Consider the following 25657-nt stretch of genomic DNA (forward strand, 5'->3'; position numbering starts at 1 on the left):
CTCCGCTGGCGACTTACGATAGTCGTTTGCGGCTTCCCAAGACGAATAGCAGGCAGACGCTTTTTAGGGTCTGTCCTCGCGTTCAAAACAGTGCTCTTCTCGCCACAGCACCGCCACAAGCGATGTGCCACCTGGTGACCGCAATCGTCTTGCGCAACAGCAGGCAGTCACTATGGCCATTCAATCTTCCCTTTGGGTGCATGGGACGCTGAATGTTCAATAGATCGCGGCACCAGCGCCAACGTTGATCGACGCATCCTTTATCGTCTCCACGATGAACTCGATCTGGCTGCTCGTGAGATGGGCGTGAAACGGCAGCGCCACGGCGCGATCGGCGATCTTCTCCGTGACCAAGAATTCGCCACGCCGATAGCCGAGATCAAAATAGTGGCGCTGCAAATGCAATGGATGACAATAAGCGGCGGCTTCGATCTGCTCGACGCGCAGATCATCGACAATGGCGTCACGGCTGGATCGCGTGAAGCGGGTCCCGAGATGGACGAGATAGAGGAACCAGTTCACCTCGGTCACATCGGGGCCGATATAGGGCGGCTTGATGCCCTCAAATGATTGCATATGCCCATTGTACAGCTGCTCGATCAGCCGGCGTCGCTCCAGGATGTCATCGAGGCGCTTTAGCTGCGCAAGTCCCAACGCTGCCGTGAGATCGCTCATGCCGGCTTGGTAAGGTGCTGCGCTGCCGACGACAACGGACGAGCGCTCATCCAGCCGGTGCGCGCGATGCCGACGCAAGCCAACGACCACCTCGATATCGTCGCTCACCACCATGCCGCCTTCGCCACAACTTAAGGCCAGCGGCTGGGCAAAGTCGAACACCGCGATATCGCCAAAGCGGCCGACGAGTTCGCCCTTGTATCTCGATCCGATCGCCTCGGTGGAATCCTCCAAGAGCGGCAGCTGATGGCGCTGTGCGATCGCGCGCAGTTCCGACCATGGCGCCGGGTGGCCGTTGGGATTTCCGGCGATAATCGCTCCTGTGCTGGAGGTGATACGCTCTTCCACCTTCGCCGGAGCCAAGGCGCCGGACCAATAGTCGACGTCGGCAAATACCGTCCGTGCACCCGCAAGACGGATGGCGTGGACTGTTTCACGCATCGAATAGGACGATGCGATCACCTCCTGTCCGGGCTCGATCCCCAGCGCCTTCAAGGCAAGCAGAAGCCCCAGCGTGCCGCTCGGGACGGCAACGGCATATTTGCGGCCAAGATAGCTGGCGAAAGCCTGCTCGAATGCCTCGGTGACCGGCCCATTGGAAATTCGCGGCGAACACAAAAGCGTTTCCACCGCAGAGAGTTCCGCGAAGGTGATATCGGGGTCGGAGAGCGAGATGAAGGATTGATCCGCCTCCTCCAGGCTGGTGGCGGCGTCGTGATCCCTTGCTCGTCCAACGCCCGTCACTGCCCAGCATTCCTTTTAGCCAGCACTATGCCGATTGCCCGCGCCGGGTCGGCCGTAATCTGCATGCAGTGGTCGGATCCATCGACCAGATGCAGGTCAAAACTCGGAAAACGGCGGAACGGCTGCTCCGTCACGTCGGACGCATCACAGCGTACGCAGGCGAGCTGCGGAAAGCGGCGCCGCAGTTCAACGACCGGGCCTGTATCGGCCTCAGCCGCCGCAATTAGCCGTTCGATTTCGATCAGTTCGTCGGGGCCGAGCGCCATTATGGCTCCTATAACAGGTCCGAAACGGGCATCATTGCCAGAACAGCCGCTCAGGATCCGCGTTCAATTCGTCGAGTGCTGAGGACAGCCGGTGGTAAATGCTGTAAAATTCCCAGATTCCCTGCGCATGATTTTTGAAGAAAGTCTTCCAAGCCCCGCTCGCGACATCGTAAAGGATCAGCGCGACATCGATCAGGCCACCGTCCCTATCGATATTGCCCGAGCAGCAGGGACTCTCGATGAGATAACCCCCTCTTACCGGCGTCACATTCGGCGAGACAAAATGATAGCGCGTGCGCGAGCTCAGGGCGCGCTCGATCCGCTTGCGATCGAGCTCGTTCGGGTGTGGAATCGGCCCGGTCACTACCTTCCTCATTACCGCGGCATTCATCGCCAACGCCTCCTTCAAAGCGCTTTGATTTCGTCCTCAAAACAGCCGATAATCAGCTGCTCACCAAAATCCACGAGGTAGATCGGCACGTTCGCTTCCGTATGCATGCGGACCCGGATGATCTCCCCGATCCGTCCGGCGCGGACTAGGACCCCACCTGGCGGAACGGTGGGAAACGAGTTGTCATTGATGACGTCGACCGCGGTTTTGATGCGCTGGCCTGATCGATAGTTCGGAACGCCCGGCTCAATCATGACACGGCCTCTTCCTCCGGAAACGGCGGATCATCAACTTCTTCGCCTGGGTCAAGCGTATCGAGTTCCTTGCGCTTCATGCCGACGCGATAGCCGCTTTCCAGAAATGCTACGCCGTAGATATAGAATTGCTGCAGGAAGGTGCCGATCGAGACGACGTAGCCAACCTCGCCTTTTCTGACCAGGATCTCGCCGATCTCCTTGCCGGGATAGGTACCATCATTGCGGATCGAGCGGTTGGCGCGCACCTTTTCACCAAAGCTGAAGCAAGGAGGCCCGCTTAGCTCGACCACGTCACCGTCGCGGACGATGTTGCTCATGCAGCCATCCCTTGCGGACTTCTAAGGACGAGCTGCCAGGCGAGCGCAAGCCAAGCGATTGCCCGCTGCGCGAGCTTCATCGGCAGCTTTCCTTTTCTAATGGGCGACTTGTGCGATTGTCGGACGCAATGCCTGGTTCAGGGAAAGGCAGGTCGATTACGGGGAGCAGCGCCGGCCAAATCCATGGGGACACCGCCGCGCAGCAAGCAGCGTTCAGCATTGAGAAGTAACGTTCGGCCATTGCGCTCGGCGACTTGCTCGCCGGGCTTGGGGTACCTGCGTAACATCGATATCGGCGAACAATCCGGAGCGAGCGCCTTCTATGACGGCGAACGAAATTTGGAATTTGGGTGCCAGCGAGGCGCAGCAGCCAACTCGTAAGCTTTTCGGCGCCAGATCCAAACGGGACGTTCATGGGGCTCTCCCATTTAGGCCGACGCCTGGCGGCGCGGCCAAGAGGTGTCGACGACGCAGGTGTCGTCGACCGGACAAACCGCAACACATTGCGGCTCGTCGAAATAGCCGACGCATTCGGTACATTTTTTCGGATCGATCGAAAACGTCCCGCCCTTCTCAGAGATTGCAACATTCGGACATAAGGGCTCGCAGGCTGAGCAGCCCGTACATTGCGAAGCGATGATCTTGAACGGCATTCGCTATCTCCTCACGCCGCCGAGGTCAGTGCTTTCCGGCAGATTGCCGCATCATCGCGCTTGACGTGCAAGATCTCACCGCTTTGCAGCTTGTTGAGATAGCAGCGGAACCAGGCAATCGCCGACTTCTCGATGAACTCATGCGCGTATCGGTCGACCGGCTCGATGCCGGCCTTAAGCAGATTTTTCTTCGGGCAGTCGCCGATCTTGGCGACGAACACAGCATGGCAATCCTTGATGGCGCCGATGATGTTTGAAAGCCTGTCCTCCTCGCCGTGTCCGCCCTGGCAGTAGACCTCGGCTCTGCGGTGGCCGACGAATTTTGCGCCGAAGGTCGAGAGTTCGTAGACTTGGAACTCCTTGGCATGGCCAAAGTGCTCATTGATCAGGCCCGAGCCCTTGGTCGCGACCGCAACCAGAAGCGTGATCTCGCTCTTCTGGCCAGCGAGTTCCGCAAGCTCCTCCCGCCTGGCCGCGATCTTGGCCGCGCGCTCATCCTCGACCTTGGCCTGATAGGCCCGGCGCATTTCAGCGTCATAATTGACGTCCATGGCCATGATCCTTTCGGTAGTGAAGTCCGCGCGGCGATCCTCTCCAAGCAGGCCGACCGCGTCGGCGCGACACTGGCGGCAATGCCGCATCACCCTCGTCTCGCCTTCACAAGCATCTTGCAGCGCTTTCAATTCCTGCGCCGTCGGACCCCGCTGACCGCTCAGGCCGAATACCGTGCCATGCTCGGACGCGGAGATCAGCGGCATGATGTTGTGCAGGAAGGCCCCCCGTGACTTCACCGCTTTGTTGACCTCGACCAGGTGCAGGTCGTTGATTTCAGGAATCATCACCGAATTGACCTTGCACAGGATGCCCCGCTCTGTGAGCATCTGAAGGCCTTGCAACTGGCGATCAATGAGTATGCTGGCGGCTTCGATTCCGATGTGCCGCTTGTGGTTGAAGAATATCCACGGATAGATCTTGGCGCCGATTTCGGGATCGATCGTATTAATGGTGATGGTGACATGATCGACATTGGCGCGAGCGATGCTATCGACGTAGTCTGGAAGTGCCAGTCCGTTGGTCGATAGACAGAGCTTGAGGTCCGGCGCCGCCTTGGCGACCAGTTCGAACGTCTTGAAGGTCTTTTCCGGGTTGGCCAGGGGATCGCCTGGGCTGGCGATTCCGAGCACGGTCAGCTGCGGAATGCTGGTGGCGACCGCAAGCACTTTCCTCACGGCCTGTTCGGGAGTGAGCTTCTCGCTCACCACGCCCGGACGCGATTCATTGGCACAGTCGTATTTGCGGTTGCAGTAATTGCACTGGACGTTGCAGGCCGGCGCCACGGCGACATGCATGCGCGCGTAGTGATGATGCGCCTCCTCGCTGTAGCAGGGATGGTTCTTCACCTTTTCCCAGATTGTCTGCGGTAGATCACCTTGGCCCGCCTGCGATCCGCAGTTCGTGCTGGTGCCGCCATGCGAGGTGCGGCAACCCTTATGCTCGGCGATCTCACCGATATATTCCGCAATTCCGCTACGTCTGCCGCACCCCGCGACCACGTCCATAATCAGTTCTCCCTGTACGACAAATAAGCTTCTCAGGACGAGCCCTGAGCGAACCACAAGGAAAGGAGTTAGCAACCTCCGTGCCATCGCGGCGGACGATGCCATTTCTGAACAGCGCCAATGGCTTGGCGCACGCGATCCGCATTGTTGCGGGTACGCAATGAAGTTGCCACATGTAGGAAAAGCGACACATATCACTGGCCGCGAGAGATGCCATTGACGCGCACCTATTCATTCACGGCCTGACGGCGCGCAGAAACCACTCTCACCCGCGGCCGCATTTGCTGACCATCTTTGCTCACTAACCAGTCGGCGCCGTCCGCTTGAATTTGGCAGCGCCACTAGTTGGCGAGCAATAGCTCCACCGCGCGCGGGAGCTCAATTGCGAGCGGCATCAAGCCTTGCTCGACGAGAAAGCATAGTTCGTTTCGCGAAAGCACTTGCGGATCGACAATCACGTAATGGACCTCGGACGAGCGCTTAGTGATCTGCCGCGCATAGGTGCGCAGCAGTTGGTCATTGAAGCGACAGCCGATGAACAAAAAGCTCCGCCGGGTCCGTCTTTCCTTGATAATGTCGGGAATCGGCGTTTGGATGTCGATTTCCGTCAGCACCTCGACATAATCGGCATCAGAGATCAAAAAGTTCTTTGCCGGTTCTACGCTGCCATGCGGCTTGTACAGCACCGTCGCCCAATTGCGAGCCGCGGCGCCGTTGACCTCTTGGCCTGCCGAATCATAGAAGCGATAAAAGTGGTCAGTATAGAGGCCGGCGCGGCTGACACCCTGCACCTCGCCCCATCCATCGCGCTCGCCGAGCGCCGCACGCATAGCACTATCGTACCAGGTGTCGACGATCATCGGTGGCGATAGAGACGCAAGATGATGATGCAGCGCCGTCGGCTCGACCGGTACAGCAAAGGCCTGAGCCATTAACCTCGTCAGGGTGAGACGATGTTTGTTACTCTCGATATACTGCGCCGACGCCCACGCATTGCCCTTGGCCCGTCGCGGCAGTGCAACCTTGGTGGCAAAGAAGGCGGCCAATGTCTCAGGCGTCGTCGGCACATCCGGCCGGGACAATTCGGCAAGGCCAGGTCCGAGGTAGGGAATAACGCTGCCCGCACTCAGTCTGGCCGCGAGTTCAGTGAGAATCGCCTCCGTATCGGCTGCACTGGCAAAATCGATGCGCGGAGGCGCCTTCATCGCTCGCCGCCGCCTTCGCCGCGCTTCCTGGCGTTGATCGTGATTGGCAAGGGAGTGTCGCTTGCCATCTCGGGCAGGTCGAGTACCCAGCCATTGGCGATCCTGATCCAACCGCCCCAAAGCGTCTCATACTCGGACTCCACGATCGGCTCTTCGAGATCCTTCTTCGGCACGTAAATCGACAAACCCGCGTCCGGAGAGCGGCGTATCATGATTTTCATGACGTCAACTCCCTGGACTGCGACGCGTCGCGGGGTGAACTGGAATACTCCCGCGACATGGCGCGCAGCTGAGCCACGATGCCAGACAGTACGTGCGCGACCCGAGCGACCTCTTCGACCGTGGTTTCACGCGACAGAGAGAATCGCACCGCCCCGCGCATGCTGTTTGCCGGCACGTCCATGGCGCGCAGAACATGAGATGGCTCCAATGAGCCGGAGCTACAGGCCGAAGCGACGGAAGCGGCAATGCCGGCACGATTGAGATGATGCACAATGGCTTCGCCCTCGAGATGGTCGAAGGCGACGTTTGTCGTGTTCGGCAGCCGGCTACTGAGATCGCCGAGCACCGAGCAACCGCCATTATGCAAGATGGCCTGTTCCAGGCGATCGCGCAAGGAACCAATGCGAGCGCGCTCCGGCTCGAGCCGTTCCGCCGCAAGTTCTGCAGCTTTGCCGAGACCGACGATGCCGGGGATATTCTCAGTTCCCGCACGGCGCCCTCGCTCCTGAGATCCGCCCCAGATCAGCGGTCTGAATTTTGTGTCTTTGCGCAAATAGAGCGCACCGACGCCTTTGGGGCCGTGCAGCTTGTGAGCGGACAGCGACATCATGTCGATAGCACTGTCACTCAGGTCGATGGCCAGCTTGCCTATGGCCTGCACCGCATCGGTGTGAAACAGGGCGCCCGCCGCGCGCGTCAACCCGGCCAGGAACTCGACCGGGAAAATCGTGCCGGTCTCGTTGTTGGCCCACATGACCGACGCAATCGCCGTGCGTGGTCCAAGGGCCCTGCGGAACGCCTCGATGTCGAGCCGGCCCGCGAATCCACGCCGATCACATGCGTCGTGACGCCCTTTGTCGCCAATTGCTCGACCAGGGCAAGAATAGCCGAATGCTCGACGGAGGTCGTGACGATCTCGTCGCGCCCGTCCTGCGTTGCAAGCGCAGAGAGGATGGCAGCGTTATTTGCCTCGGTTCCCCCGGAGGTGAAAACGATCTCGTGATCGTAGGCACTGCCTAACAATCCCTGCAAGCTGCGGCGCGCCTGTTTCACGGCCTTCGCGACCTCACTGCCAAACGCGTGAGCAGATGAGGCATTACCGAATTGCTCGGTCAAGAACGGCAACATGGCTTGCACGACGGCGGGATCCGCTCGCGTGGTGGCATTGTTATCGAGATAAATCGGCATTCAGGGCCTCGCTTAAACCCGTGCCTTGGCCGCGGCGGCAAGTGGGATCAGGCCGACGAATTTGCTGATCCTTTCGATCAGCCGCGCCTGAACGCGTTCGAACGTCCGACCGGACAGCTTGCGGAGCACGGAGGCGCCAGTCGGCTCGACGATGCTCCTTCCGCGGCCAGTCTCGACGAAGCGGCCATTGGTGCCATCGCATCGCAGATGGGCCTGGTCTTCTCGATCACGGCGCGAATGAGTTGCTCCCGATCCTTTTCGGTAAACAGCGGGTACTTCAATGGCTCGGGACAAGCACGCTTTGGTTCCTTGTCATCAGCCGAACGATTTGCCGCAGGAACAAATCGAGCTGGCATTCGGATTATCGAAGATAAATCCCGAGCCCTCCAGCTTCACCACGAAGTCGATCGTCGTGCCGGCGAGATGATCACGACTCATGTCGTCGACAAAGACCTTGATACCGTCGCGCTCGATCACGGTCTCGTTGGGGTTCGCCTGCTCAGCCAGGTCCATTGCATATTTGAACCCGGCACATCCACCGGTTTCAACCATGATCCGCAGGCCGCGCGCCGGCTGCGCCGACTTTCCGAGTACGCTCTTGACCGCATTCAACGCGCTGTCTGTCAGATTGATCATCACTCACCCTCCACTTAACTGAGCTGAGCTTGCGAATGGCAATTCGCATGCCAGCGACACCCGCCTTTGACAATGTTGGCCTTTTCGGACCGCGCTGTTTGCTTTGCATCACATGTCGGCTTCCAGACAAAGGGCATGGACGGCGCGGCGACGAGCCGGCTGATTCCTGATGTATTGCGCTGCTCCCGCATGAGGCGCGTCGCGGCAACGAATTTGCATCACGCCTTGTGCCGGCGGCCCCGCCCGGCGACCCGTTCGACGAGGACGACTAGCATGCAACATATGCCCGAAGAACCAGAATGCTCACCGCGGGCTTTGATGGACCCGGTCTGCATAGACGCTGAATTCATTCAGCTCGTTTTACATAATGACGACGACACGCCTGTCGGTTTCGTCGTGCGCCTGCTGCACGAGGTATTCGGAAAGCAGCAGCGGGATGCTGTTGCACTTGCCGAGTTCGTCTGGCAGCAGGGCAAGGCCGTCTGCGGCCCCTACCCACCCTCAGTTGCGAAAGCGCTGCTCGAGGAAGCACAGAAGCGCATTCGCGCCGCAGGATTTCCCTTGCTCATCACGAGTGAAGCCGCTAGCAAGGCGGATACAGCCGACCTGTCCGATGTGCAGTTCGAATATGCCTGTGATGCGCTGGACTGGCACTTTGCAAATTTCTTGCCGGGAGAACTCGCCACCACGGCGCGGCATTTGCCGGCCTACATGCGCGCCGATGTTCAGGTCGCGATCGACAAGCTGTTTGCTGACCCAATCCGCTTCTTCGGCGCGTATGAACGGCATTGGGACGAGGCGCTTTCATTCGCTCGAATGAAACGCCGTGGATCTGATGCGATTTCACTGGTGCCGCCGCAATTTGATGAGATCGATACGGGCGAGCTGGCGCCAGCCAAATGTTTGCGTAACGGCTTGTGGCTTTGCCAAGCGAACGAATTCCCATACGCCGTCGTGCTCTCGCATGATCGCGAATTTGGCCGCGAGACCCGGATCCGCATTGAAATCATCGTTCCTGCGCGCGATACCGGCGACAGCTTCGTGCAATGCTGCTTTGATGAACTGGAAAAGACCATCCGCTCTGCATGCTCATATCGTGGCAAGATTATCTCGCTCGACGAAGGTGCGGATCGCGCCGGCGGCATCAGCGGTGTGACGCTACATCGGCTGCCGAAGGTCAAACGCGAGGACGTCATTTTGCCCGAACGGGCACTCAAGTTGCTCGATCGCAGCGTGTTGGGCTTCGTCGATGCCCGCGATGAACTCCGCCGGCTCCGCCAGTCGACCCGCAAGGGCATTCTGCTCTATGGCGCGCCCGGCACTGGCAAGACCCACACGGTCCATTATCTCGCCACTAACCTGCCGGGATACACCACGCTGATCATCACCGCCGAACAGCTCGAGCTGCTCGGCAGCTATATGGCACTGGCACGCCTGCTGCAACCAACAATGGTCGTGATCGACGATGTCGATCGGACCGCCAGCAACAGCAGCATTTTGACAGCATGCGAGGTGTCCTTGCTGAGCAAGCTGCTGAGTGAAATAGACGGCTTGAAGGAGGATGCCGATATCCTCTTCGTGCTCACCACCAACCGCCCCGACCAATTCGAGGTCACCCTGGCCGATTGCCACGGCCGCATCGACCAAGCGATCGAAATACCGCTGCCGGACGCCGCCAGCCGCGGCAAGCTGATCAGGCTCTACAGCGGAGGCTTGCCACTTGAGGGGGAGATCATTGCCGAAGCCGTCCGCAGTACCGAAGGGGTCAGCGCCTCGTTCATCAAGGAGCTGATGCGGCGCGTCACACAATCAAGTATTACGCGTGACGGCGGGCATTCTGTGATCACAGCCGATGTCCACGAAGCGCTCGATGATATGTTGTTCGCCAGCGGTCGGCTCAACGCGAAGCTGCTCGGCGGATCCCAGGCGATAGCCGCGGGGGCACGAAGCGGAGCAACTGGCGCAATCAAATCCCCTCGAAAGTCAAGGAGAGCGCGGCATTAAGGCCAGTGCCTATTTGTACGTCCGCAAAGTCGCAAGAGGAGCACGCCGAACGCTGCCGCCAGGAATGGATAGGGCCCGTGCCCCGGAGGGCGCTGGCGGACCACACCACAAAGCGTGGCAATTAAAAACGACCAGAGTTACGACCGAACCGAACAAAAAATGCAGATTCATTTGCGCCGTAGCCCACGCGGTCCGACAATGCTTACATTTTGAAGCACTGATGCGGCAACGCGCGTCGCGTTTCTGACGCGCTTGTTCGGCGACCGCAGTCTCCTTGCGCATTTCTCCAGGAATACCCCGATGAACCGCTGCGCTTGCAACGGCAAGACCTTTGCATTGATGGTCTCGCCGGCCAAAACGTGTCCGGCAATCAGCTCAGATTGAGGACGATCTTCATGACTGCAATCGAGAACACCCCGCTCGGCCGCCTGGAGAAGGAGGGGCGCCTGCTCAACGCCGTACTCAAAGGCGGGACCACCAGGCCGGGCCGGTTTGGCTTCCGCGGCGATATCGCACTGAAGTTCCAGGTGCAGGTCGCGGACGAGAAGCGGCCGCCGGATTATTCGATCGAGCAGGTTCTGACGGTCGCCCAGGAAGGGGAACGCACTATTCCGGTGCTGGCCGGCTATCTGCATTCCCTCGCTTATCTTGCTGACGTCGCAAACGTGCTGGACGGCGTGCTCGGCCCGGAGGGTCGCTATTTTATATTCTGCAACAACATTGACCTGTTGGCGAAATACCGAATCAAGCTGGGCAATGTCACCTTCCACGTGCTGCCATGCGATGAATCCACAGTCTGGAAGGAGATGATGGACCTGGTCGGGGTCAACAAGGATGACATCAAAAAGCTGGACGCGGGCGGCAAGCTCGACTACCTGCTCGACGCGGCAAAGGAGCTCGATGCGTCCTATGATGAGATTTCTTACGAAGACGCACTGAAGAGAATGGCGCCTGCGAAGAACCGCAACGAGAACCGGCCGGTCTGAGCGCGCCCCTTCAGCTCTCGCCGGCGCGATCCTCCTCGACAAGTCGCACGCCGATGACGCATATATCGCCGTCCAGAACCGTCAACGCGACCGGCGTGAGCTCTCTGCCCTTACAAGGGCCGTCGACACAGCGGCCAGTGCCAAGCTCGAAGGTTGAGCCATGCTTGCCGCACATCAGCCGGATTGCGGACGGATCGAGGAATTCGTTGCGCTCCCAGTCCAGATTGACGTCGTTGTGTGGGCATTTGTTGAGATAGCCGAGCACCTTTTTGCCCCAACGCACCACAATGATGGACCACGGCCTGTGCTTGCCGTCTTCGCCGACGATCATGAGATGGAAGCCCATGGCGCGGCGGCTTGGAATGTCATTGAAGCCGCAAATCGCATAAACGGTATTGGGCTGGACCTCTTGCTTGTTCATAATCATCCGCCCTTTCATTGATCACCCTGCGTCAGGCCTGCAAAAGTCATGGCGGTACCGGATCGCCCGCCTTTCTGAGGAACCCAACTCACGGCGCCGCAAGCGACGTCCGCGACCAATTGGGGACGGACAACGATCGACGAATCTGCGCGAGCATTCGGCTCTGTAGCGCGCCGCAGACCCATCTCCGCGGTTACTGAAATAGCTTTCCTTTTGGCCTGCCGACTTTTCCAAGTCCGTGCTGGACGAGCAGCTAAATCAGCACTTCGGCATCCAGATACGGCCTTCAATGTTATGCAAACCAGAGGCGCGTGACTGTCATTTCTCTCCTGCAAGAATGTCTTTCAACTCATGGAAGGGTTGGGAAATCAGGAATGATCCGTATTGTCGCCGACCAACAATGGGCGGCTCGATGGCAAGGATGTACGCGACGGCCCTTTCATGCAATCAACGCCCTCTATTGAGCATCGAGGTTTGTCCGAAACGGCTTGTTGACCAACGCGCTGTATGTCCAGGGGCGGCGGTTCGCGAACATGTGCACGTTTGCCATAAGGTTCTTTTGCCGTGCACTGCTGATCTCCACGAAGTCGAAAACGACCTTGTGCATGTCAGGATAGTTCGGTGTAGCGACGTCGACATTCCAAACTGGGAACTGAGCAGGAGGAACGACCAAGCTGCCGCCGCCGAACGGCGCGTCGACGCGATTGGCCATGATGAGGGCGCACCGGTTATCCACGGCCCGCGGCACTGCGAGCAATGTACGCTCCTTACGATCCTGTAGTCGGGCCGGCCACAAGATCACATCGGCACCATTGGTCCCGAGGCAACGCGCTGCTTCGGGAAACATTCCGTCATAACCCATCATGATTTCCGATTCGCCCGAACGGAGTATCGCTGACTGGATAGTCGAAGCCAGCAGAGGCCCAAGAACGTTCGTCGGCAAAAAGGTGGACCTTGCGATAGGAGAGCAGCACCTTGCCTTCGGGGCCGACAAGAAATGACGTTGGATAAAGACGACCATCCACCTCCTCGACATTCAGGCACCAATATCGCGCACCCGTTGGCCTGGCACAGCGAGCCAAATCTCTCGAGAAGCTCTCCATTTTGAGCAGACAGACGTTTAGCCTCAGCGGCATCGACCCGCCAGTTCGGTGAAGCGAAGTATTCCGGCAACACCATAAGCTGAATTCCGAAACGCGCAGCATGGCCGACCTGCTCAATGACCCGGTTGAGCGAAGTGACATGCGCCTCGGAGACGTGGCTCTGCACGGCCGCCATGTTGAATGCCATCTCGCCAGGAATGATCGGTCGTTTGCTGACTTCGGCGACTGCGGTCTCGTCATACGGTAACGTCAAAACCTGATAGGTGTCAGGACGGCGATCTGCGAATTTGTCCGAACCGAGCGGGTGCCGCTTGTTGTCGGCAAGGGTCGGATCAATGTCGCTGACGGCCATGCCATGAGTATCGTAGGCAACCTTCGCCCGGAGATTTCCGGCAGGGTCGACAATCATGCTTCCGCCTGGATAGTAGATCGAGCGTTCCTGGCCGGACTTGGTGGCCGCACAAATCCAGACGCCGTTCTCAAACGCCCGGGCCGGGCGCCACATGTCGGCTTGATCGATCAGGAAGAAGTTGGCCATATCCACAATCACTTGCGCCCCACCGAGCGCCGTGCAACGTGGTATCTCGGGAATGCGTCCATCGAAACAAATCATCAGGCCGATGCGACCAAGTTCGGTCTCCGCGACGGGAAAGCCACGTTCGCCAAATGCGAACCAGCTCTGATCGTGCGTCGTAAGAAACTGCTTATGATAGTGGACGACGAGGTCTCCCTTCCTGTCGAGAAGGACGCCTGCGTTGAAGACTTTCTCCGCCGTTGGATCCCACTCCGTCATGCCGCTGGCGATATAGATGTCATACTCACGCGCAAGCTTTGCGAGAGCATTCACGAACCGTCCATTAGCCGCCTCGGCCACTTGCCGCGCATGAGGGATCGAGTTGTACAGGTATCCAACATTCATGCACTCGGGAAACACGATCAATCGCGTCCCCCGAAGTGCCGCCATTTTGATGTAGTGGGCGCAAATCTCGAGATTCGCTTCCACATTTCCAAGCACCGCGAGGGTCTGCACGGCGGCGGCGCGATACTGATAAGATTTCATACGACGCTCCATCGTGCATCGACAACGACCGTTAAACCGGCGGTCGCCTACATGTTGTATTCTTCCGGTACCGGAGAACGTAAGTCAGCCCCCACCTAATTTGGCTCGCTGTCTTTAGGTACGTACTTGAGGGCGCGGCGCGAACAGATAGATGGCTCGATTGGACAGCCAACCCAGGGCAGCATCCAGGCCGTTTGTCATGTTGCAATCTTCGCGAGGCGCCCCATTGCAATTGTTAAGGGTGGCTCTTGCCGATAGAGCGAGTTGACGGGCAAACGCTCCATCGGCTTGCTCCGTTATTCGGCAAATAGGTGAGCTCCAATCGAATGCGCTGGCCTAATCTGCGCTAATCACTCCGGCTCCAAAGTTGCGTAGTCCATTCATCTGGTTCACGATGGGCCTAAGAATGGAGAGGCGGACATATTGGCTCCAGGCGCGGTTGCGGAAACGTGGGCCTGACAATTGGTCGGACAAACCCTGGCACAGGCGCCGCAGCCGATGCAGGCGCCCTGGTCGTTCATGACCATGATTTTCTTCTCGACCTCATCATCGTCGTCGAGTTCAACAAGTTCGCCGTCTTCGTTGATGCCCTTCAATGTCATGACGTCACGACCGCAGACTTTAAAGCAGCGGCCACAGCCGATGCACTTCTTTGCATCGATCGCGCTCAGGTAGTCCGGCGTCCAGTCGCGCCCGTCGCGCGTTGCAAATGACATGATGGGGATCCCTTTCTAAGCCTTTTCTAACGCCTTCAGGTCCTGGCTCCGGCGCTCGAGTTCGGCATAGGCATCGTGCGCCTTCTGGGCCACCGCCATGATCGAAGTCCAGTTGACGGGCAATTCTTCCGAAAGATCGTGCAGATCCATTTTGGCCTGCAGCGCTTTGGACGACAACTTCTTCAATTCTGCTATTAATATCTCGCGATCGCTCATGCGCGGCCCTCAATAGTTCGCAACTTCGGGGAATTTCCTGATCATCTTGATTCCATCCCGGACATACTTGTTACCTTCGCTGGCAAGCTTTGCGAGACTTTCGAATCCGAAGCGATGCACATCCCGAAGCTGCTTGTTCACCGCGATCAGGCGCCCCGCGATCAGCACCATGCGACCAAAGCCCTCATGGTGCATCTTCAGCATCGGCTGGATCATCACGTCGGTCGCCTTCTCGATCGAAAGGGCGACGGCGTTGAAGAACAGCTCGAGCCGCCAGACCGTATCCGGATCGGGATCGCCGATGACCGGCAGTGCGCGTCGCTTCTCCTTGTCCAGAATATAAGGCTCGAGGAGCTCGAGATCGCTCTTGCCGGCCCAGGCCCCGCTCATGTCCTCAGCCCTCCAAATCCTGACCAGCTCTTTGACGAACGGTGCGTCGAACCCGCCAGCGGGTTGCATTACGTCTGCAGCCTCGGTCATGTGATCCTCATTCGTCTAAATCGAATGTACGCTTCTTGTCCTTGGCCAAGGCTTTTCGTAGCCATGGCGGGGGCCTGCCCTTCAGCACGCGCTCGAGCTTTTCGAGCAGCACCTCGATACTCTCTGGCTTGTTGACCCTGATGGGATGGATGTTTCTGGCCACCACTCGCGCAGCGCCGGAGCCGCCGATGGCACCGACATAGAGGATGGCGCAATCCTTGATCGCTTCGATCTTGGGCGCCAGCTTGTCCTCGTCGCCGTCTTCCTTCAGTTCGCCGTCGAACTGAACCGCTTTCAGAAATACGTGCCCGCCTGGCCCGACATCGTAGACGGCGATATTCTTCGCCCAGCCAAAATGCGCATCGACGCGCCTGAGATCTTGGGTAGCGAACGCAACCTTCATGCAATCGACCTCTCTGTTGAGTCGATAGGACTTCGTCGGCCGGGTCGCAGCGGCAGCGTCGAGCTCCGCCAGCTATCGGGCGTCGGAGTATGATTTTCCTCGCGGTCGGCGATCAGCAGATTGGCGATGTCGAAGATCAGATCGCGCGCGCCCCGATAGCCGACGGATAGCTGGTGTCCTGCCCCGAGCCGGTCAAACATCGGAAAGCCCGCCCGATGGAACGGAATCTTAAGGCGTGTCGCGGCCTGCCGACCGTGCGAATGCGTGATCAGCAGATCGCAATTCCTGGTCCTGGCAAGCTCTTCCAGGTCCTCCAGATCGCCGATCTGCACCTCTTTGGTCTTGATCTTCTCCAGCACCGCCGACTGCGTGGTCGTCACGGCCGCCGTTACACGTGCGCCCATCTCGTGCAGCATGCTGGACAGGTCAAGCAACAGGTCAGGTTCCGCACCGATCGCAAGTCTGCGGCCGCCGATCTGGAAATGCGCGTCTAGCATCGCATCGACGAGTTGCCCGCGCTGGCGCCGATACCTTGCTGGAACAGGGCGGCCGCTGATCTCGCTCAAAAAAGCGATGAAGTCATCATTGGGAACCAGGCCGCACAGCCGCTCAAACAGCCGAAAAGGCACCCCGGTCTTCTCTTGCATGGCCACTGCCGCCCGCCGCATCTGCGCACCGATCGCAATTGTCCAGCCGGCTCGGCCCATGCGCGCGACTTCATCGATCCCAATGCCGCCGGTCGTCGTCGGCGTGAAGCGATCGGGAATATGCCCATCCAGCGAACCCGCTAGGTCGGGCAGGAACGATGGCTGCAGGCCGAAATCCTCAAAGATGATCCTCAGTTCGTCGAGATCACCTGGCGTGAGGTGACATCCAGGAAGCACATTTACCTGCGCAGGATCGCGCTCGGCCCCCCTCGCGGGCGCCTCGACCAGCACCTCGACCAGACGCGCGACCGCTTTACCCCAGCCGTCCTGAAATGCATCCTTGAAATCGGGCGTCGAGACATAGACCAGAGGAAGCTTGTCGAGCTGCGGGTGCTTCTCCCGGATCAGCTTGATATAGGCGTCGACATCGTCGCCATTGGTTTCGGTCACGCCGGTCGAACAGATCCCGATGATCTCCGGCTCGGCGCGCTTGTGAATATTGAGTATCGCCTGCTCGACATTTTCATAGCCGCCGAGCACCGTCGTCACCTCGCTCATCGCTGTGGTCTGCAGCGGAACCGGCTCCTTGAAATGCCGCACAAACAGTGTGAGCCCAAAGGACGTGCATCCCTGTGGGCCGTGCAGAAGCGGCATCGCTCCGCGAAGCCCCATAAAGGCGAATGCTGCGCCGATCGGCTGGCTCATCTTGAGTGGGTTGACCGCACAGGCCTTCTTTGACGCGGTGACAAGGACCATGACGCCACCCTATCCCGTGGCCTGCAGCGTGGCTGGCCACCAGGAGATCGGCCTGCCCGCCAGGATGTCCTCGATCCGCCGTCTGCAACAGCCACCGACCGCTTGGGTATGCTGTGTGACCGCTTCGACACTGGTCAGGCTATGCGAGCGAATCGCATCTTCGATCGTGCCGAGGTCGACCGTATTGCAGAAGCAAATCCTTCTCGCGCGCGGGGTCTTCTGCGTCAGTGCCCGGTCGGCGACAATCTCAATCGGCTGCACGTCGAGCTGCGCCATCGCTCGGGTCTGCCTATCATCGGCCACACGGTCCCACGGCGCCGGTCGACGCAATTGCTCCCACATCGGGTTGAACAGCGCTTTGTCGATCTCCTCGACCAGCTTGACGATGCCGACATAGCCCATATAGGCGTGGCAGCGCTCCTGGTTGATATCGAGCCATGGCATCGCCGCTTTCAGCGCGACGAACTGCGATTTGCCGCCCGAGAGCATGATGTCCGCTTTCGCGTCCTTCAGCATCTTGTACATTTCGCGCGGGGTCATGTCCTCGATCAAATGGGCGTCCTGTCCCATCAAATGCTTGATGCGCTCCCTGTCCTCCTTTGTGGATTTCTTCACGCTGGTTCCGACCAGTTCGAGCCCGGCTTCTTGCAGCGCGGCAACGACCGACCAGGACTTGACGCCGCCGGTCATCAGCAAGACCTTTTTGTCTTTGAAGCGTGGCCTGTACGGTTCGATTGCGGCCCTGGCCCGCGCTTCCTCGCGCACGATCACCGCCTCGGTGCGTCCGATCAGATCTTCCGGCGCGCCGCGCTTGACCAGGAGCTGCGCAATCTGGCGCAGTGCGTCGTTGGAGTCCTGGATGCCATCGAACGAGCCCTCGAAGAACGGGATGCCGTAACGCTCCTCCATCTTGCGCGCGACATTGATCATCGCCCTTGAGCACACCATCATCGCAGCGCGCGCCCGATGCGATGAGGCGACTTCGTGGTATTTGCCATCACCCGCGATACAGCACAGGATGCGGATACCGAGCTCGTCAAACAGCGGCTTGACCTGCCAAAGCTCGCCGGACAGATTGTATTCCCCGATCAGGTTGATGTCGTAAGGTGTGGTGTAGTCTGGCTCTTGCGTTCCGATGACATGCTCGAGCAAGGCTTCGCCGGCCAGCTTGTTGCCGAGATTCTTGGAACCGACGAAGCCCGGCGAATTGACGGGGATAACCGGCTTGCCGAATTTTTTCGAAGCGGCTTTACAGACAGCGTTGATGTCGTCGCCTATCATGGCGGGAACGCAGGTCTGATAGACGAAGATGGCCGGCGGGTCGCACTTGTCGATAATCTGCTTGATCGCCTTGTAGAGCCGCTTCTCGCCTCCAAACACAATATCGGTCTCGACCAGATCGGTCGTGAATCCAGTGCGCCACAAGTTCGGTCCCGATGATGCCGAGCCGCGATTGTCCCACGAATTGCCTTCGCACGCGATCGGGCCATGCACCAGATGGGCAACGTCGGTAAAAGGTTGCAGTGCGACCTTGGCGCCGTCGAACGCGCAGCCGCCGGCGGCGCCGCCGGGCTGCAGCTGTTTGGTGCAGCCCTTGTTCCGCTCGGCTAGCGACTTGTTGGCATTCTTAGCGCAGCCCGGCTCGTTGAAGACGTCTTGGACCGTGGCTGGTAGCGAACTCATCCGGCTTTTCCTCTCACGCTATCTGGAAGGCTTGCCCATGCTGCGCTTCTGCCACCGGCGATATTGTCCGGCGATGGCGCGCGCGCGTTGATCCTCATCAACGAATGATGTCGAAGCTAAAGTCGGTCTTGCCTAGGACATTCGTCTTCTTGTCGATCTCATCGAAGATCTTGTCGAGGATCTTCACCAGCACGTTCATGCCGCCCTGATAGCCCCACACCGGCGAGCGGTGATGGTGATGGCGGTCAAAGATCGGGAAGCCGATCCGGATCAACGGAACGCCGGTGTCGCGTTCCAGATACTTGCCATAGGTGTTCCCGATTAAAAGATCGACCGGTTCGGTGAATAGCAGCGAGCGCATGTGCCAGAGGTCTCGACCCGGATAGGCATGGCAGTTTTTCCCGTAAGGCGAGCTCGCAAATAGCGCCTGCATTTTCTCGACCCAAGCCTTGTTGCCGTTGGTGGACAGCACATGCGTTGGTTCGGCGCCGAGTTCGAGCAGGAAAGTAGCTAACCCGTGGCAGAGGTCCGGATCGCCATAGATCGCGAACTTTTTGCCATGGATATGCGCGCTGGAATCAGCCATAGCATCGACGAGGCGACCGCGCTCTCGAGCGAGCTCCTCCGGAATCTCGTTGCCGCTGATGCGCGACAACGCCATGAGGAATTCATCGGTTGCGGATACGCCCACTGGATAGTTGAAAGCCAGGACCTCCTGGCCATGGTCGGCAATGAACGGCAGCGTCTTTTCCGTGCACCACTGCTGCATGGAGATCGTTGCCTTGGCGTGAAGGGCACTCGCGGCGTCTTCGAGCGAGGTACCGCCGTCATACATCCGGAACTCGCCGTCTGTTGGTGTATCGAAAACGTCGGAATTGTCGGCGAGGATGGTGTATTCAATCCCCATCAGCTCGAAGATGCGCTTGATCTCGCGAAGGTTGCCGACAGTGTAGCCGTCGAAGCCTCCAATGAGATTGATCTTGCGGTTCGGCTTGCGCTCAAGCTTGTCTGCTGTTCCGGCCTTGCCGTCCCAAAAATGCTCCAGGATTCCCTTGAGTGCATTGTCATAGCCGGTGACATGACTGCCGACGAACGCGGGGGTGTGCGCGAACGGAACGTCGAAATCCGCTGGTACCGAGCCTTTTTCCTTCGACGTTTTGATGAAGGCGTTGAGGTCGTCACCGATCACCTCCGCCATGCAGGTGGTGGAGACCGCAATCATCTTGGGCTTGTACATATTATAGCTGTTGGCGAGCCCATCGATCATATTGTTCAGGCCGCCGAATACCGCAGCATCTTCCGTCATTGACGAGGACACGCAGGAGCTCGGCTCCTTGAAGTGCCGCGACAGATGGCTGCGGTAATAGGCCACGCAGCCTTGAGAGCCATGTACGAAAGGAAGCGTACCCTGGAAACCGACGGAGGCGAACACCGCGCCGAGCGGCTGACACGCCTTGGCCGGGTTTATCGTCAGAGCCTCCCGCGCGAAGTTCTTTTCGCGATATTCAGATGTCTTCGTCCACTCCTTGATGCGTTCGACCTCGGCAGGATCGCGCGGATTCTCAAACGTCTTCTTGTTGTCCAGCATCTGCTGGTATTCCGGCCCGCGAAACAGGTCGAAGTGATCGAGCACATGGTCTGCACTCTGCGCCATGGTAAAGCCTTTCAGGTATCGTGATTAACGTCGTCCTGTCTCTTGACAGAGAGCAGGGTTGCTTCGCGTCATTCTGCGGCCAAGAGCTTCGGCCTTGGCACATCCTTCCAGGGCGCCTTCAATTTCTTCCAGATGGGCGAATTGACCGCCATGTCCATGTCGCGCGCGAAGATCGCAAACCCGTCATAGCCGTGATATGGGCCCGAATAGTCCCAGGAGTGCATCTGCCGGAACGGCACACCCATCTTCTGGAACACGTATTTTTCCTTGATCCCCGAGCCGACCAGGTCGGGCTGGATCTTCTCGACGAAGCGCTCGAACTCGTAGCCGTTGACGTCGTCGTAGATCAGCGTGCTGTCTTTCACATAGTGCTGGGCGGTGCGCTGGTAGTCATCGTTGTGTCCGAACTCATATCCGGTGCCGACGACTTCCATGCCGAGGTCTTCGTATGCGCCGATCACGTGACGCGGACGCAATCCGCCGACGAACAGCATCACCGTCTTGCCCTCAAGGCGCGGGCGATATTTTGCGATCACGGCGTTCACAAGCGGCTGGTACTTTTCGATCACCCGCTCGGCGCCCTCCTTGATCTTGTCGTCGAAATAGCCCGCGATCTTGCGCAGTGATTCTGCGATCTTGGCAGGCCCGAAGAAGTTATATTCGCACCAGGGAATACCGAACTTCTCTTCCATGTGGCGCGAGATATAGTTCATCGAGCGGTAGCAATGCAGAATGTTCAGCTTTGCCTTCGGGGTTGCCTCGAGCTCGGCCAGCGAGCCGTCGCCGGACCACTGGGCAATCACGCGCAGGCCGATTTCCTCGAGCAGGATTCGAGACGACCAGGCGTCGCCGCCAATATTGTAATCGCCGATGATTGCGACATCGTAGGGGCTCGGCTCGAAGCTCGGCTTGCCCTGTGGGCCCCCCTTGTCGAAGATCCAGTCGCGCACCGCGTCATTTGCAATATGATGGCCTAGCGACTGCGATACGCCACGAAAGCCTTCGCAGCGGACCGGCACGATGGTTTTGCCGCCGAATTCCTTGGACTTCGCTCTGGAGACCGCCTCGATGTCATCGCCGATCAGGCCGATCGGACATTCCGACTGGACGGTGATGCCGTTATTGAGCGGGAACAGCTCCTGGATCTCATCCATGACTTTGATGAGCTTTTTGTCGCCGCCGAACACGATATCCTTTTCCTGGAAGTCGGAGGTGAACTGCAAGGTCACGAAGCTATCGATGCCCGTCGTACCCACGTAATAGTTACGGCGCGAACCCCACGAATATTGGCCGCAGCCAACCGGGCCGTGGCTGATATGAACCATGTCCTTGATCGGCCCCCAGACCACCCCCTTGGAACCCGCGTAGGCGCACCCGCGAATTGTCATCACGCCGGGGATGGATTTAATGTTGGACTTGACCCCGCAGTCCGACCGGCCGGCCTCGTGAATGTTGAGGTGCTTGGCGCGTCGTTTTGCGGTCTTCTCCGGGTAGACCTTCAGCACTTCCTCGATCAGCTCTTTGTTGCGCGCCCTGATCTGAGCGGTGCTATAGGTCGTGGCGAGAACTCATGCTGATGTCCTTTTAAGATTTCCTGTTGCAACGGCGGCTCTTGGCCACCACTTTTGCAACGTGCGTGCCAGCGGAGCGTTGACGCAAAAATCGTCTTATTTCCAATCACTTAGCATGGACCATGCGCAGCGAGGAACGGTTGTTGAGAACCCGACATCGCACTTCGTCCAGATCAGGTGTCCGTTCGGCCGTGTTCGAAACAAAACAAGGCGAGCTCGGCCGTGAATGGGCCACGAAAAACGCCGATGACTAGCGGGATGCGGGATGTGGTCCGGCATGATTTGAGCGAAGCCACCGCGCGTCGAGCAAACCGCACGGCAGCTCAGCCCATTGAGCTCGCCAGGACCAAGGCGCCACAAAGCCGGTAAGTGATCAGCTTCGTCGGTCGCGGAGCTGCGCACATCCTGCATGGTCATACCGCTCGCCGCGCAATCTCATCGGGCCGCACAGCGAGCCAGATCGCGGCAAGCTCAGCCGCTCAGGAGAACAGGCGCTCCGCCTTGATCAGCGCGCGCGCGAGCGTATCGATCTCTTCATATGTGTTATAAAGAGCAAAGGAAGCGCGGCACGTCGCAGGCAAGCCAAAGCGCGCGAGCAACGGCATCGCGCAATGAGTCCCGGCGCGCACCGCGACCCCGGAGCGGTCAATGACGGTCGCGATATCGTGCGGATGCGCGACCTTCATATCAAAGGACATGATCGCGCCCTTCTCTGCCGCCGTTCCGATGAGGCGCAGGGACTCGATGCTCTGCAGCTTTTCCTGCGCGTAAGCCAGCAGCGCGCTCTCGTGCTTGCGGATCCGGGCCTTGCCGATCGAATTAATGAAATCTATAGCCGCGCCCAAACCGATCGCCTGGACGATCGGCGGTGTGCCTGCCTCGAACCGGTGCGGTGGATCACCATAGATCACGCCCTCGCGCGAAACTTGGCGGATCATCTCACCGCCCCCATTGAACGGTGGCATCGTCGCCAGATTGGCATATTTGCCGTAAAGCACGCCTATGCCGGTTGGCCCATACAATTTGTGGCCCGTCATGACGTAGAAATCGCAATCGATGTCGCGGACATCGACATCCAGATGGACGCCCCCTTGTGAGCCGTCGACCAGCACCGGAATGCGGCGGGCATGCGCGAGGCGGACCACATCCTTTACCGGAACCAGCGTGCCGAGCGCGTTCGACATCTGGGTGATCGCGACGATTCTGGTGCGCGAGTTAAGGAGCTTTTCGAACTCCTCGATCAGGAAGTTGCCCTCGTCGTCGATCGGCGCCCACTTGATCACGGCACCATGGCGCTCTTTCAGGAAGTGCCACGGTACGATGTTCGAGTGGTGCTCCATGATCGAGAGAACGATCTCGTCACCTGGCATGATGCGCTCACGGCCAAACGTTTGAGCAACCAGATTAATCGCCTCGGTAGCGCTGCGGGTAAAGATGATTTCTTCGGTTCGATGTGCGTTCACAAACTGCGCTACCTTGGCCCGCGCGCCCTCATAGGCCTCGGTCGCGGCGTTGGCGAGGTAATGCAGCCCGCGATGCACATTTGCATATTCGCTGCAGTATGCCTGCATCATACGGTCGAGTACGGCCCTCGGCTTTTGCGCGGATGCGGCATTGTCGAGATAAACCAGCGGCTGGCCATGGACCGTCGTGGAAAGCGCGGGAAACTCCTTGCGCAGACGATCGACGTCGTAGCCATCATTGCTAACCGCAGGATGCGTGTTCATCGCCGCGCCTTGAGCCAGCAGTCGGTTTGCGCGGTCGCAAAATCGCGCAAATTATCGTTGGCGATCCCCTCAATCGCCTCACCAAGGAACGCCCGAATCAGCAGCGCTTGAGCATCGTTCTCGGACAGACCGCGAGCGCCCAAATAAAACCGGAGACTCTCATCTAACCCGCCTGATGTCGCTCCGTGGCTGCAATTCACGTCGTCGGCAAAGATTTCGAGCTCTGGCTTATTGTCGGCCTCGGCCTGGTCTGACAGCAGCAGCACCCGCATCGTCATTTTGGCGTCGGTCTTCTGCGCGTCGGGACGAGCGATGATTCGCCCCTGGAACACCGAGCGGCCGGCCCCATCAGCAACCGCACGAAAATTCTGACGGCTAACGCAATGCGGCGCGGCGTGATCGACCACGAGTGTCGTGTCGGCGTGCTGCTTCTCCATGAGCAAGTTGACGCCGTTCACGGACAACTCGGCCTCCTTGCCCGCCAGCGTGATGAAATCCTGATAGCGGCTGACGGCGCCGCCGCGGGCCATGTCGAACAGATTGAGCTTGGCCCTGGAACCAACTGCGATGATCTGCGAGGAGATATTCGCTGCGTCGGGCGCATCTGCCCTCACGCGAAGATGCGAGAGGCCAGCCTGATTGCCAACCAGCACGATTTTGACATTGTTGGCCTGATAGCCGCATGCGCTTTCGGCCGCGACAAAGCTTTCCAGTACGGTTCCCTGCGCGCGATCATCGAGGTGCAGATACGAGCGTGTAAAGTGAGATGCGGCGGAGGCGGTTGCAACGTGAATGACATGAAGAGGACGCCTCAGCGCCGTGCCTTCCGTGATCGTCACCACGACGCCATCAGTTGCCATCGCAGTATTGAGCGAGATCATCGCATCAGCGGTCGTCGACAGCACCAAGCCGGCCATTGCGTCGCTCGCCGAACTTTCCAGAACCTCGCGCAGCGTCCGTACGATGACGCCTTTTCCGAGCTTGGCGACATCAGACAGACTGGGTACGAACACACCATCAACCAGCACCAGCTTGATTGCGCCTTTGAATGCCGCTTGCTCGACCGCAGCCTGCGCCCTCCTTAGCGCGGACGCATCTGGCGTGTCAGCGAGCAGCAGCACATCGCGCATCAATACGCGCAGATCTGTGTACTTCCATTCTTCGACGCGCCGGTGTGGCAGGCCGACCCGCTCGTAAGCCTCAAATGCTCTCGCGCGAATGTCGGCGATACGACCCACGCCGGGCAAGCGCCCGCGCGCAGCCGCGAAGACATTGCTCGCCGCCCGCTCCGCATTGGCTTTATCCTCCGGCATAGCCTTAGCCAGAACCAGATCCATCCGAAAATCCCCTGCGCGTCAGGCCGCGTCGTCGAATTGGGCGTAGCCGGAGGCCTCGAGCTCCAGCGCGAGCTGCTTGTCGCCGCGCTTTACGACCCGCCCTTTCGACATCACGTTCACAACGTCGGGCACGACATAATTCAAAAGCCGCTGATAATGCGTGATCATAATTATCGATCGGTCATGCGAGCGCATTGCGTTGATGCCCTCGGCCACGATCCGCAGCGCATCGATATCGAGACCAGAATCTATCTCGTCCAGAATGCACAGACTGGGTTCGAACAGCGCCATCTGCAAAATCTCGTTGCGCTTCTTCTCGCCGCCGGAAAAGCCGACATTGACGCCCCGCTTCAGCATGCTCTGCGGAATGTTGAGTTGCTTGGCGACCGTGCGAGCCTTCTTCAGGAAATGCGGCGTCGAATATCCGCTTTGTCCGCGCGCCTTGCACTGCGCGTTGAGCGCGGTACGCAGGAAGTTCATGGTGGTCACGCCTGGAATCTCTACCGGATATTGGAAGGCAAGGAAGATACCCTTGGCGGCGCGCTGGTCCGGCGCCAGCGCGAGCAGATCTTCGCCCTTGAACAGGATCTGACCTGCGGTGACCTGATAGCCGGGCTTGCCTGTGATGACGTGGCCGAGCGTTGATTTTCCCGAGCCGTTTGGTCCCATGATGGCATGCACCTCGCCCGCATTGACCGTGAGGTCGAGCCCGTGGAGGATCTCGCGCCCCTCGACACAAACGTGCAAATTTCTGACTTCGAGTAACACCATTCAAGCTTT

At 59.0% G+C, this 25657-nt stretch carries 26 protein-coding genes and 2 pseudogenes; 2 read left to right on the forward strand and 26 right to left on the reverse strand.

Going from position 1 to position 25657, the window contains the following annotated elements:
- Nucleotides 1-216: 216 nt before the first annotated feature.
- From ACSKB9_RS16895 to ACSKB9_RS16945, 11 genes and pseudogenes are all read right to left on the reverse strand, one after another.
- The gene (locus ACSKB9_RS16895; RefSeq protein ID WP_438080260.1) at nt 217-1374 is read right to left on the reverse strand and encodes a DegT/DnrJ/EryC1/StrS family aminotransferase; all 1158 of its coding nucleotides are present in this window, start codon (nt 1372-1374) and stop codon (nt 217-219) included.
- Nucleotides 1375-1415: 41 nt separating this feature from the next.
- On the reverse strand, nt 1416-1685 hold the full coding sequence (locus ACSKB9_RS16900; RefSeq protein ID WP_438074338.1) for a DUF6129 family protein: 270 nt from the start codon (nt 1683-1685) through the stop codon (nt 1416-1418).
- A 31-nt stretch (nt 1686-1716) separates the two neighbouring features.
- On the reverse strand, nt 1717-2076 hold the full coding sequence (locus ACSKB9_RS16905) for a DUF3024 domain-containing protein (protein ID WP_438074340.1): 360 nt from the start codon (nt 2074-2076) through the stop codon (nt 1717-1719).
- 14 nt (nt 2077-2090) lie between these two features.
- Nucleotides 2091-2330, reverse strand: a complete 240-nt coding sequence (locus tag ACSKB9_RS16910) for a nitrogen fixation protein NifZ (RefSeq protein WP_438074342.1) — start codon at nt 2328-2330, stop codon at nt 2091-2093.
- Entirely contained in the window at nt 2327-2650 is a 324-nt protein-coding gene (locus ACSKB9_RS16915; protein WP_438074344.1) for a nitrogen fixation protein NifZ, read from the reverse strand. The genes ACSKB9_RS16910 and ACSKB9_RS16915 overlap by 4 nt, the downstream gene beginning before the upstream one ends.
- 428 nt (nt 2651-3078) lie before the next feature.
- The gene (locus tag ACSKB9_RS16920) at nt 3079-3303 is read right to left on the reverse strand and encodes a 4Fe-4S binding protein (protein WP_074124723.1); all 225 of its coding nucleotides are present in this window, start codon (nt 3301-3303) and stop codon (nt 3079-3081) included.
- 11 nt (nt 3304-3314) lie between these two features.
- Complete coding sequence (gene nifB / locus ACSKB9_RS16925) at nt 3315-4862, reverse strand: nitrogenase cofactor biosynthesis protein NifB (RefSeq protein ID WP_438074346.1); 1548 nt, start codon at nt 4860-4862, stop codon at nt 3315-3317.
- Between the two features lie 341 nt (nt 4863-5203).
- Complete coding sequence (locus ACSKB9_RS16930; protein ID WP_438074348.1) at nt 5204-6067, reverse strand: SIR2 family NAD-dependent protein deacylase; 864 nt, start codon at nt 6065-6067, stop codon at nt 5204-5206.
- A complete protein-coding gene (nifT, locus tag ACSKB9_RS16935) occupies nt 6064-6288 on the reverse strand; it encodes a putative nitrogen fixation protein NifT (protein ID WP_411779361.1) in 225 nt (74 codons plus the stop codon). The genes ACSKB9_RS16930 and nifT overlap by 4 nt, the downstream gene beginning before the upstream one ends.
- Nucleotides 6285-7477: pseudogene (nifS, locus tag ACSKB9_RS16940) on the reverse strand (cysteine desulfurase NifS). Before nifS ends, nifT begins: the two are co-directional and overlap by 4 nt.
- A gap of 315 nt (nt 7478-7792) precedes the next feature.
- Nucleotides 7793-8113: a HesB/IscA family protein gene (locus ACSKB9_RS16945; protein ID WP_438074350.1), complete on the reverse strand. Its 321-nt coding sequence runs from the start codon at nt 8111-8113 to the stop codon at nt 7793-7795.
- A gap of 273 nt (nt 8114-8386) precedes the next feature.
- Here ACSKB9_RS16945 and ACSKB9_RS16950 point away from each other — a divergent pair, with 273 nt between their 5' ends.
- Together ACSKB9_RS16950 and ACSKB9_RS16955 are read left to right on the forward strand one after the other, a co-directional pair.
- Entirely contained in the window at nt 8387-10117 is a 1731-nt protein-coding gene (locus ACSKB9_RS16950; RefSeq protein ID WP_438074352.1) for an ATP-dependent Clp protease adaptor ClpS, read from the forward strand.
- Between the two features lie 395 nt (nt 10118-10512).
- Nucleotides 10513-11103: a hypothetical protein gene (locus tag ACSKB9_RS16955; protein ID WP_438074354.1), complete on the forward strand. Its 591-nt coding sequence runs from the start codon at nt 10513-10515 to the stop codon at nt 11101-11103.
- A 10-nt stretch (nt 11104-11113) separates the two neighbouring features.
- On the opposite strand, the gene ACSKB9_RS16960 is transcribed toward ACSKB9_RS16955, so the two are convergent.
- The 15 genes and pseudogenes from ACSKB9_RS16960 to sufC all read right to left on the reverse strand — a co-directional run bounded on the left by ACSKB9_RS16960 (nt 11114) and on the right by sufC (nt 25648).
- The gene (locus ACSKB9_RS16960; protein ID WP_438074356.1) at nt 11114-11530 is read right to left on the reverse strand and encodes a Rieske (2Fe-2S) protein; all 417 of its coding nucleotides are present in this window, start codon (nt 11528-11530) and stop codon (nt 11114-11116) included.
- A gap of 451 nt (nt 11531-11981) precedes the next feature.
- Nucleotides 11982-12389: a hypothetical protein gene (locus ACSKB9_RS16965; protein ID WP_438074358.1), complete on the reverse strand. Its 408-nt coding sequence runs from the start codon at nt 12387-12389 to the stop codon at nt 11982-11984.
- Entirely contained in the window at nt 12376-12867 is a 492-nt protein-coding gene (locus ACSKB9_RS16970; protein WP_438080262.1) for a nitrilase-related carbon-nitrogen hydrolase, read from the reverse strand. Before ACSKB9_RS16970 ends, ACSKB9_RS16965 begins: the two co-directional genes overlap by 14 nt.
- A 142-nt stretch (nt 12868-13009) precedes the next feature.
- Nucleotides 13010-13699, reverse strand: a pseudogene (locus tag ACSKB9_RS16975) (carbon-nitrogen hydrolase family protein); the annotation flags it as partial.
- 377 nt (nt 13700-14076) lie between these two features.
- The gene (gene fdxB / locus ACSKB9_RS16980) at nt 14077-14403 is read right to left on the reverse strand and encodes a ferredoxin III, nif-specific (RefSeq protein WP_438074360.1); all 327 of its coding nucleotides are present in this window, start codon (nt 14401-14403) and stop codon (nt 14077-14079) included.
- Nucleotides 14404-14418: 15 nt separating this feature from the next.
- The gene (locus ACSKB9_RS16985; RefSeq protein ID WP_317248359.1) at nt 14419-14619 is read right to left on the reverse strand and encodes a CCE_0567 family metalloprotein; all 201 of its coding nucleotides are present in this window, start codon (nt 14617-14619) and stop codon (nt 14419-14421) included.
- A gap of 9 nt (nt 14620-14628) precedes the next feature.
- Nucleotides 14629-15099: a NifX-associated nitrogen fixation protein gene (locus tag ACSKB9_RS16990; RefSeq protein ID WP_438074362.1), complete on the reverse strand. Its 471-nt coding sequence runs from the start codon at nt 15097-15099 to the stop codon at nt 14629-14631.
- A gap of 7 nt (nt 15100-15106) precedes the next feature.
- A complete protein-coding gene (gene nifX / locus ACSKB9_RS16995) occupies nt 15107-15502 on the reverse strand; it encodes a nitrogen fixation protein NifX (protein WP_438074364.1) in 396 nt (131 codons plus the stop codon).
- Complete coding sequence (gene nifN / locus ACSKB9_RS17000; protein ID WP_438074366.1) at nt 15499-16905, reverse strand: nitrogenase iron-molybdenum cofactor biosynthesis protein NifN; 1407 nt, start codon at nt 16903-16905, stop codon at nt 15499-15501. Before nifN ends, nifX begins: the two co-directional genes overlap by 4 nt.
- Nucleotides 16906-16914: 9 nt before the next feature.
- Entirely contained in the window at nt 16915-18588 is a 1674-nt protein-coding gene (gene nifE / locus ACSKB9_RS17005; RefSeq protein ID WP_438074368.1) for a nitrogenase iron-molybdenum cofactor biosynthesis protein NifE, read from the reverse strand.
- Between the two features lie 97 nt (nt 18589-18685).
- Nucleotides 18686-20242 (reverse strand): nitrogenase molybdenum-iron protein subunit beta, encoded by a 1557-nt coding sequence (gene nifK, locus ACSKB9_RS17010; protein ID WP_438074370.1) that lies wholly within the window; start codon nt 20240-20242, stop codon nt 18686-18688.
- A 68-nt stretch (nt 20243-20310) separates the two neighbouring features.
- A complete protein-coding gene (nifD, locus tag ACSKB9_RS17015) occupies nt 20311-21756 on the reverse strand; it encodes a nitrogenase molybdenum-iron protein alpha chain (RefSeq protein ID WP_438080264.1) in 1446 nt (481 codons plus the stop codon).
- Nucleotides 21757-22292: 536 nt separating this feature from the next.
- Complete coding sequence (locus ACSKB9_RS17020; protein ID WP_438074372.1) at nt 22293-23540, reverse strand: cysteine desulfurase; 1248 nt, start codon at nt 23538-23540, stop codon at nt 22293-22295.
- Nucleotides 23537-24877: a Fe-S cluster assembly protein SufD gene (gene sufD, locus ACSKB9_RS17025; RefSeq protein WP_438074374.1), complete on the reverse strand. Its 1341-nt coding sequence runs from the start codon at nt 24875-24877 to the stop codon at nt 23537-23539. Before sufD ends, ACSKB9_RS17020 begins: the two co-directional genes overlap by 4 nt.
- A gap of 18 nt (nt 24878-24895) precedes the next feature.
- The gene (sufC, locus tag ACSKB9_RS17030) at nt 24896-25648 is read right to left on the reverse strand and encodes a Fe-S cluster assembly ATPase SufC (protein WP_438074376.1); all 753 of its coding nucleotides are present in this window, start codon (nt 25646-25648) and stop codon (nt 24896-24898) included.
- Between the last annotated feature and the right edge of the window lie 9 nt (nt 25649-25657).

It is taken from the genome of Bradyrhizobium sp. BR 1433 (genome assembly GCF_051547665.1).
GTDB lineage: Bacteria > Pseudomonadota > Alphaproteobacteria > Rhizobiales > Xanthobacteraceae > Bradyrhizobium > Bradyrhizobium australafricanum.

Bases quoted from the DNA above. Each gene is read 5' to 3' on its own strand.
- nifT (WP_411779361.1), bottom strand. From the start codon at position 6,288: ATGAAAATCATGATACGCCGCTCTCCGGACGCGGGTTTGTCGATTTAC.
- sufD (WP_438074374.1), bottom strand. From the start codon at position 24,877: ATGGATCTGGTTCTGGCTAAGGCTATGCCGGAGGATAAAGCCAATGCG.
- ACSKB9_RS16950 (WP_438074352.1), top strand. From the start codon at position 8,387: ATGCAACATATGCCCGAAGAACCAGAATGCTCACCGCGGGCTTTGATG.
- nifN (WP_438074366.1), bottom strand. From the start codon at position 16,905: ATGGTCCTTGTCACCGCGTCAAAGAAGGCCTGTGCGGTCAACCCACTC.
- ACSKB9_RS16945 (WP_438074350.1), bottom strand. From the start codon at position 8,113: ATGATCAATCTGACAGACAGCGCGTTGAATGCGGTCAAGAGCGTACTC.
- fdxB (WP_438074360.1), bottom strand. From the start codon at position 14,403: ATGTCATTTGCAACGCGCGACGGGCGCGACTGGACGCCGGACTACCTG.
- ACSKB9_RS16960 (WP_438074356.1), bottom strand. From the start codon at position 11,530: ATGATTATGAACAAGCAAGAGGTCCAGCCCAATACCGTTTATGCGATT.
- ACSKB9_RS16955 (WP_438074354.1), top strand. From the start codon at position 10,513: ATGACTGCAATCGAGAACACCCCGCTCGGCCGCCTGGAGAAGGAGGGG.
- ACSKB9_RS16970 (WP_438080262.1), bottom strand. From the start codon at position 12,867: ATGACGAGACCGCAGTCGCCGAAGTCAGCAAACGACCGATCATTCCTG.
- sufC (WP_438074376.1), bottom strand. From the start codon at position 25,648: ATGGTGTTACTCGAAGTCAGAAATTTGCACGTTTGTGTCGAGGGGCGC.
- ACSKB9_RS16965 (WP_438074358.1), bottom strand. From the start codon at position 12,389: ATGATGGGTTATGACGGAATGTTTCCCGAAGCAGCGCGTTGCCTCGGG.
- ACSKB9_RS16990 (WP_438074362.1), bottom strand. From the start codon at position 15,099: ATGACCGAGGCTGCAGACGTAATGCAACCCGCTGGCGGGTTCGACGCA.
- nifX (WP_438074364.1), bottom strand. From the start codon at position 15,502: ATGAAGGTTGCGTTCGCTACCCAAGATCTCAGGCGCGTCGATGCGCAT.
- ACSKB9_RS16915 (WP_438074344.1), bottom strand. From the start codon at position 2,650: ATGAGCAACATCGTCCGCGACGGTGACGTGGTCGAGCTAAGCGGGCCT.
- ACSKB9_RS16905 (WP_438074340.1), bottom strand. From the start codon at position 2,076: ATGAATGCCGCGGTAATGAGGAAGGTAGTGACCGGGCCGATTCCACAC.
- nifB (WP_438074346.1), bottom strand. From the start codon at position 4,862: ATGGACGTGGTCGCGGGGTGCGGCAGACGTAGCGGAATTGCGGAATAT.
- nifK (WP_438074370.1), bottom strand. From the start codon at position 20,242: ATGGCGCAGAGTGCAGACCATGTGCTCGATCACTTCGACCTGTTTCGC.
- nifE (WP_438074368.1), bottom strand. From the start codon at position 18,588: ATGAGTTCGCTACCAGCCACGGTCCAAGACGTCTTCAACGAGCCGGGC.
- ACSKB9_RS16930 (WP_438074348.1), bottom strand. From the start codon at position 6,067: ATGAAGGCGCCTCCGCGCATCGATTTTGCCAGTGCAGCCGATACGGAG.
- ACSKB9_RS16900 (WP_438074338.1), bottom strand. From the start codon at position 1,685: ATGGCGCTCGGCCCCGACGAACTGATCGAAATCGAACGGCTAATTGCG.
- ACSKB9_RS16920 (WP_074124723.1), bottom strand. From the start codon at position 3,303: ATGCCGTTCAAGATCATCGCTTCGCAATGTACGGGCTGCTCAGCCTGC.
- ACSKB9_RS16985 (WP_317248359.1), bottom strand. From the start codon at position 14,619: ATGAGCGATCGCGAGATATTAATAGCAGAATTGAAGAAGTTGTCGTCC.
- ACSKB9_RS16910 (WP_438074342.1), bottom strand. From the start codon at position 2,330: ATGATTGAGCCGGGCGTTCCGAACTATCGATCAGGCCAGCGCATCAAA.
- ACSKB9_RS17020 (WP_438074372.1), bottom strand. From the start codon at position 23,540: ATGAACACGCATCCTGCGGTTAGCAATGATGGCTACGACGTCGATCGT.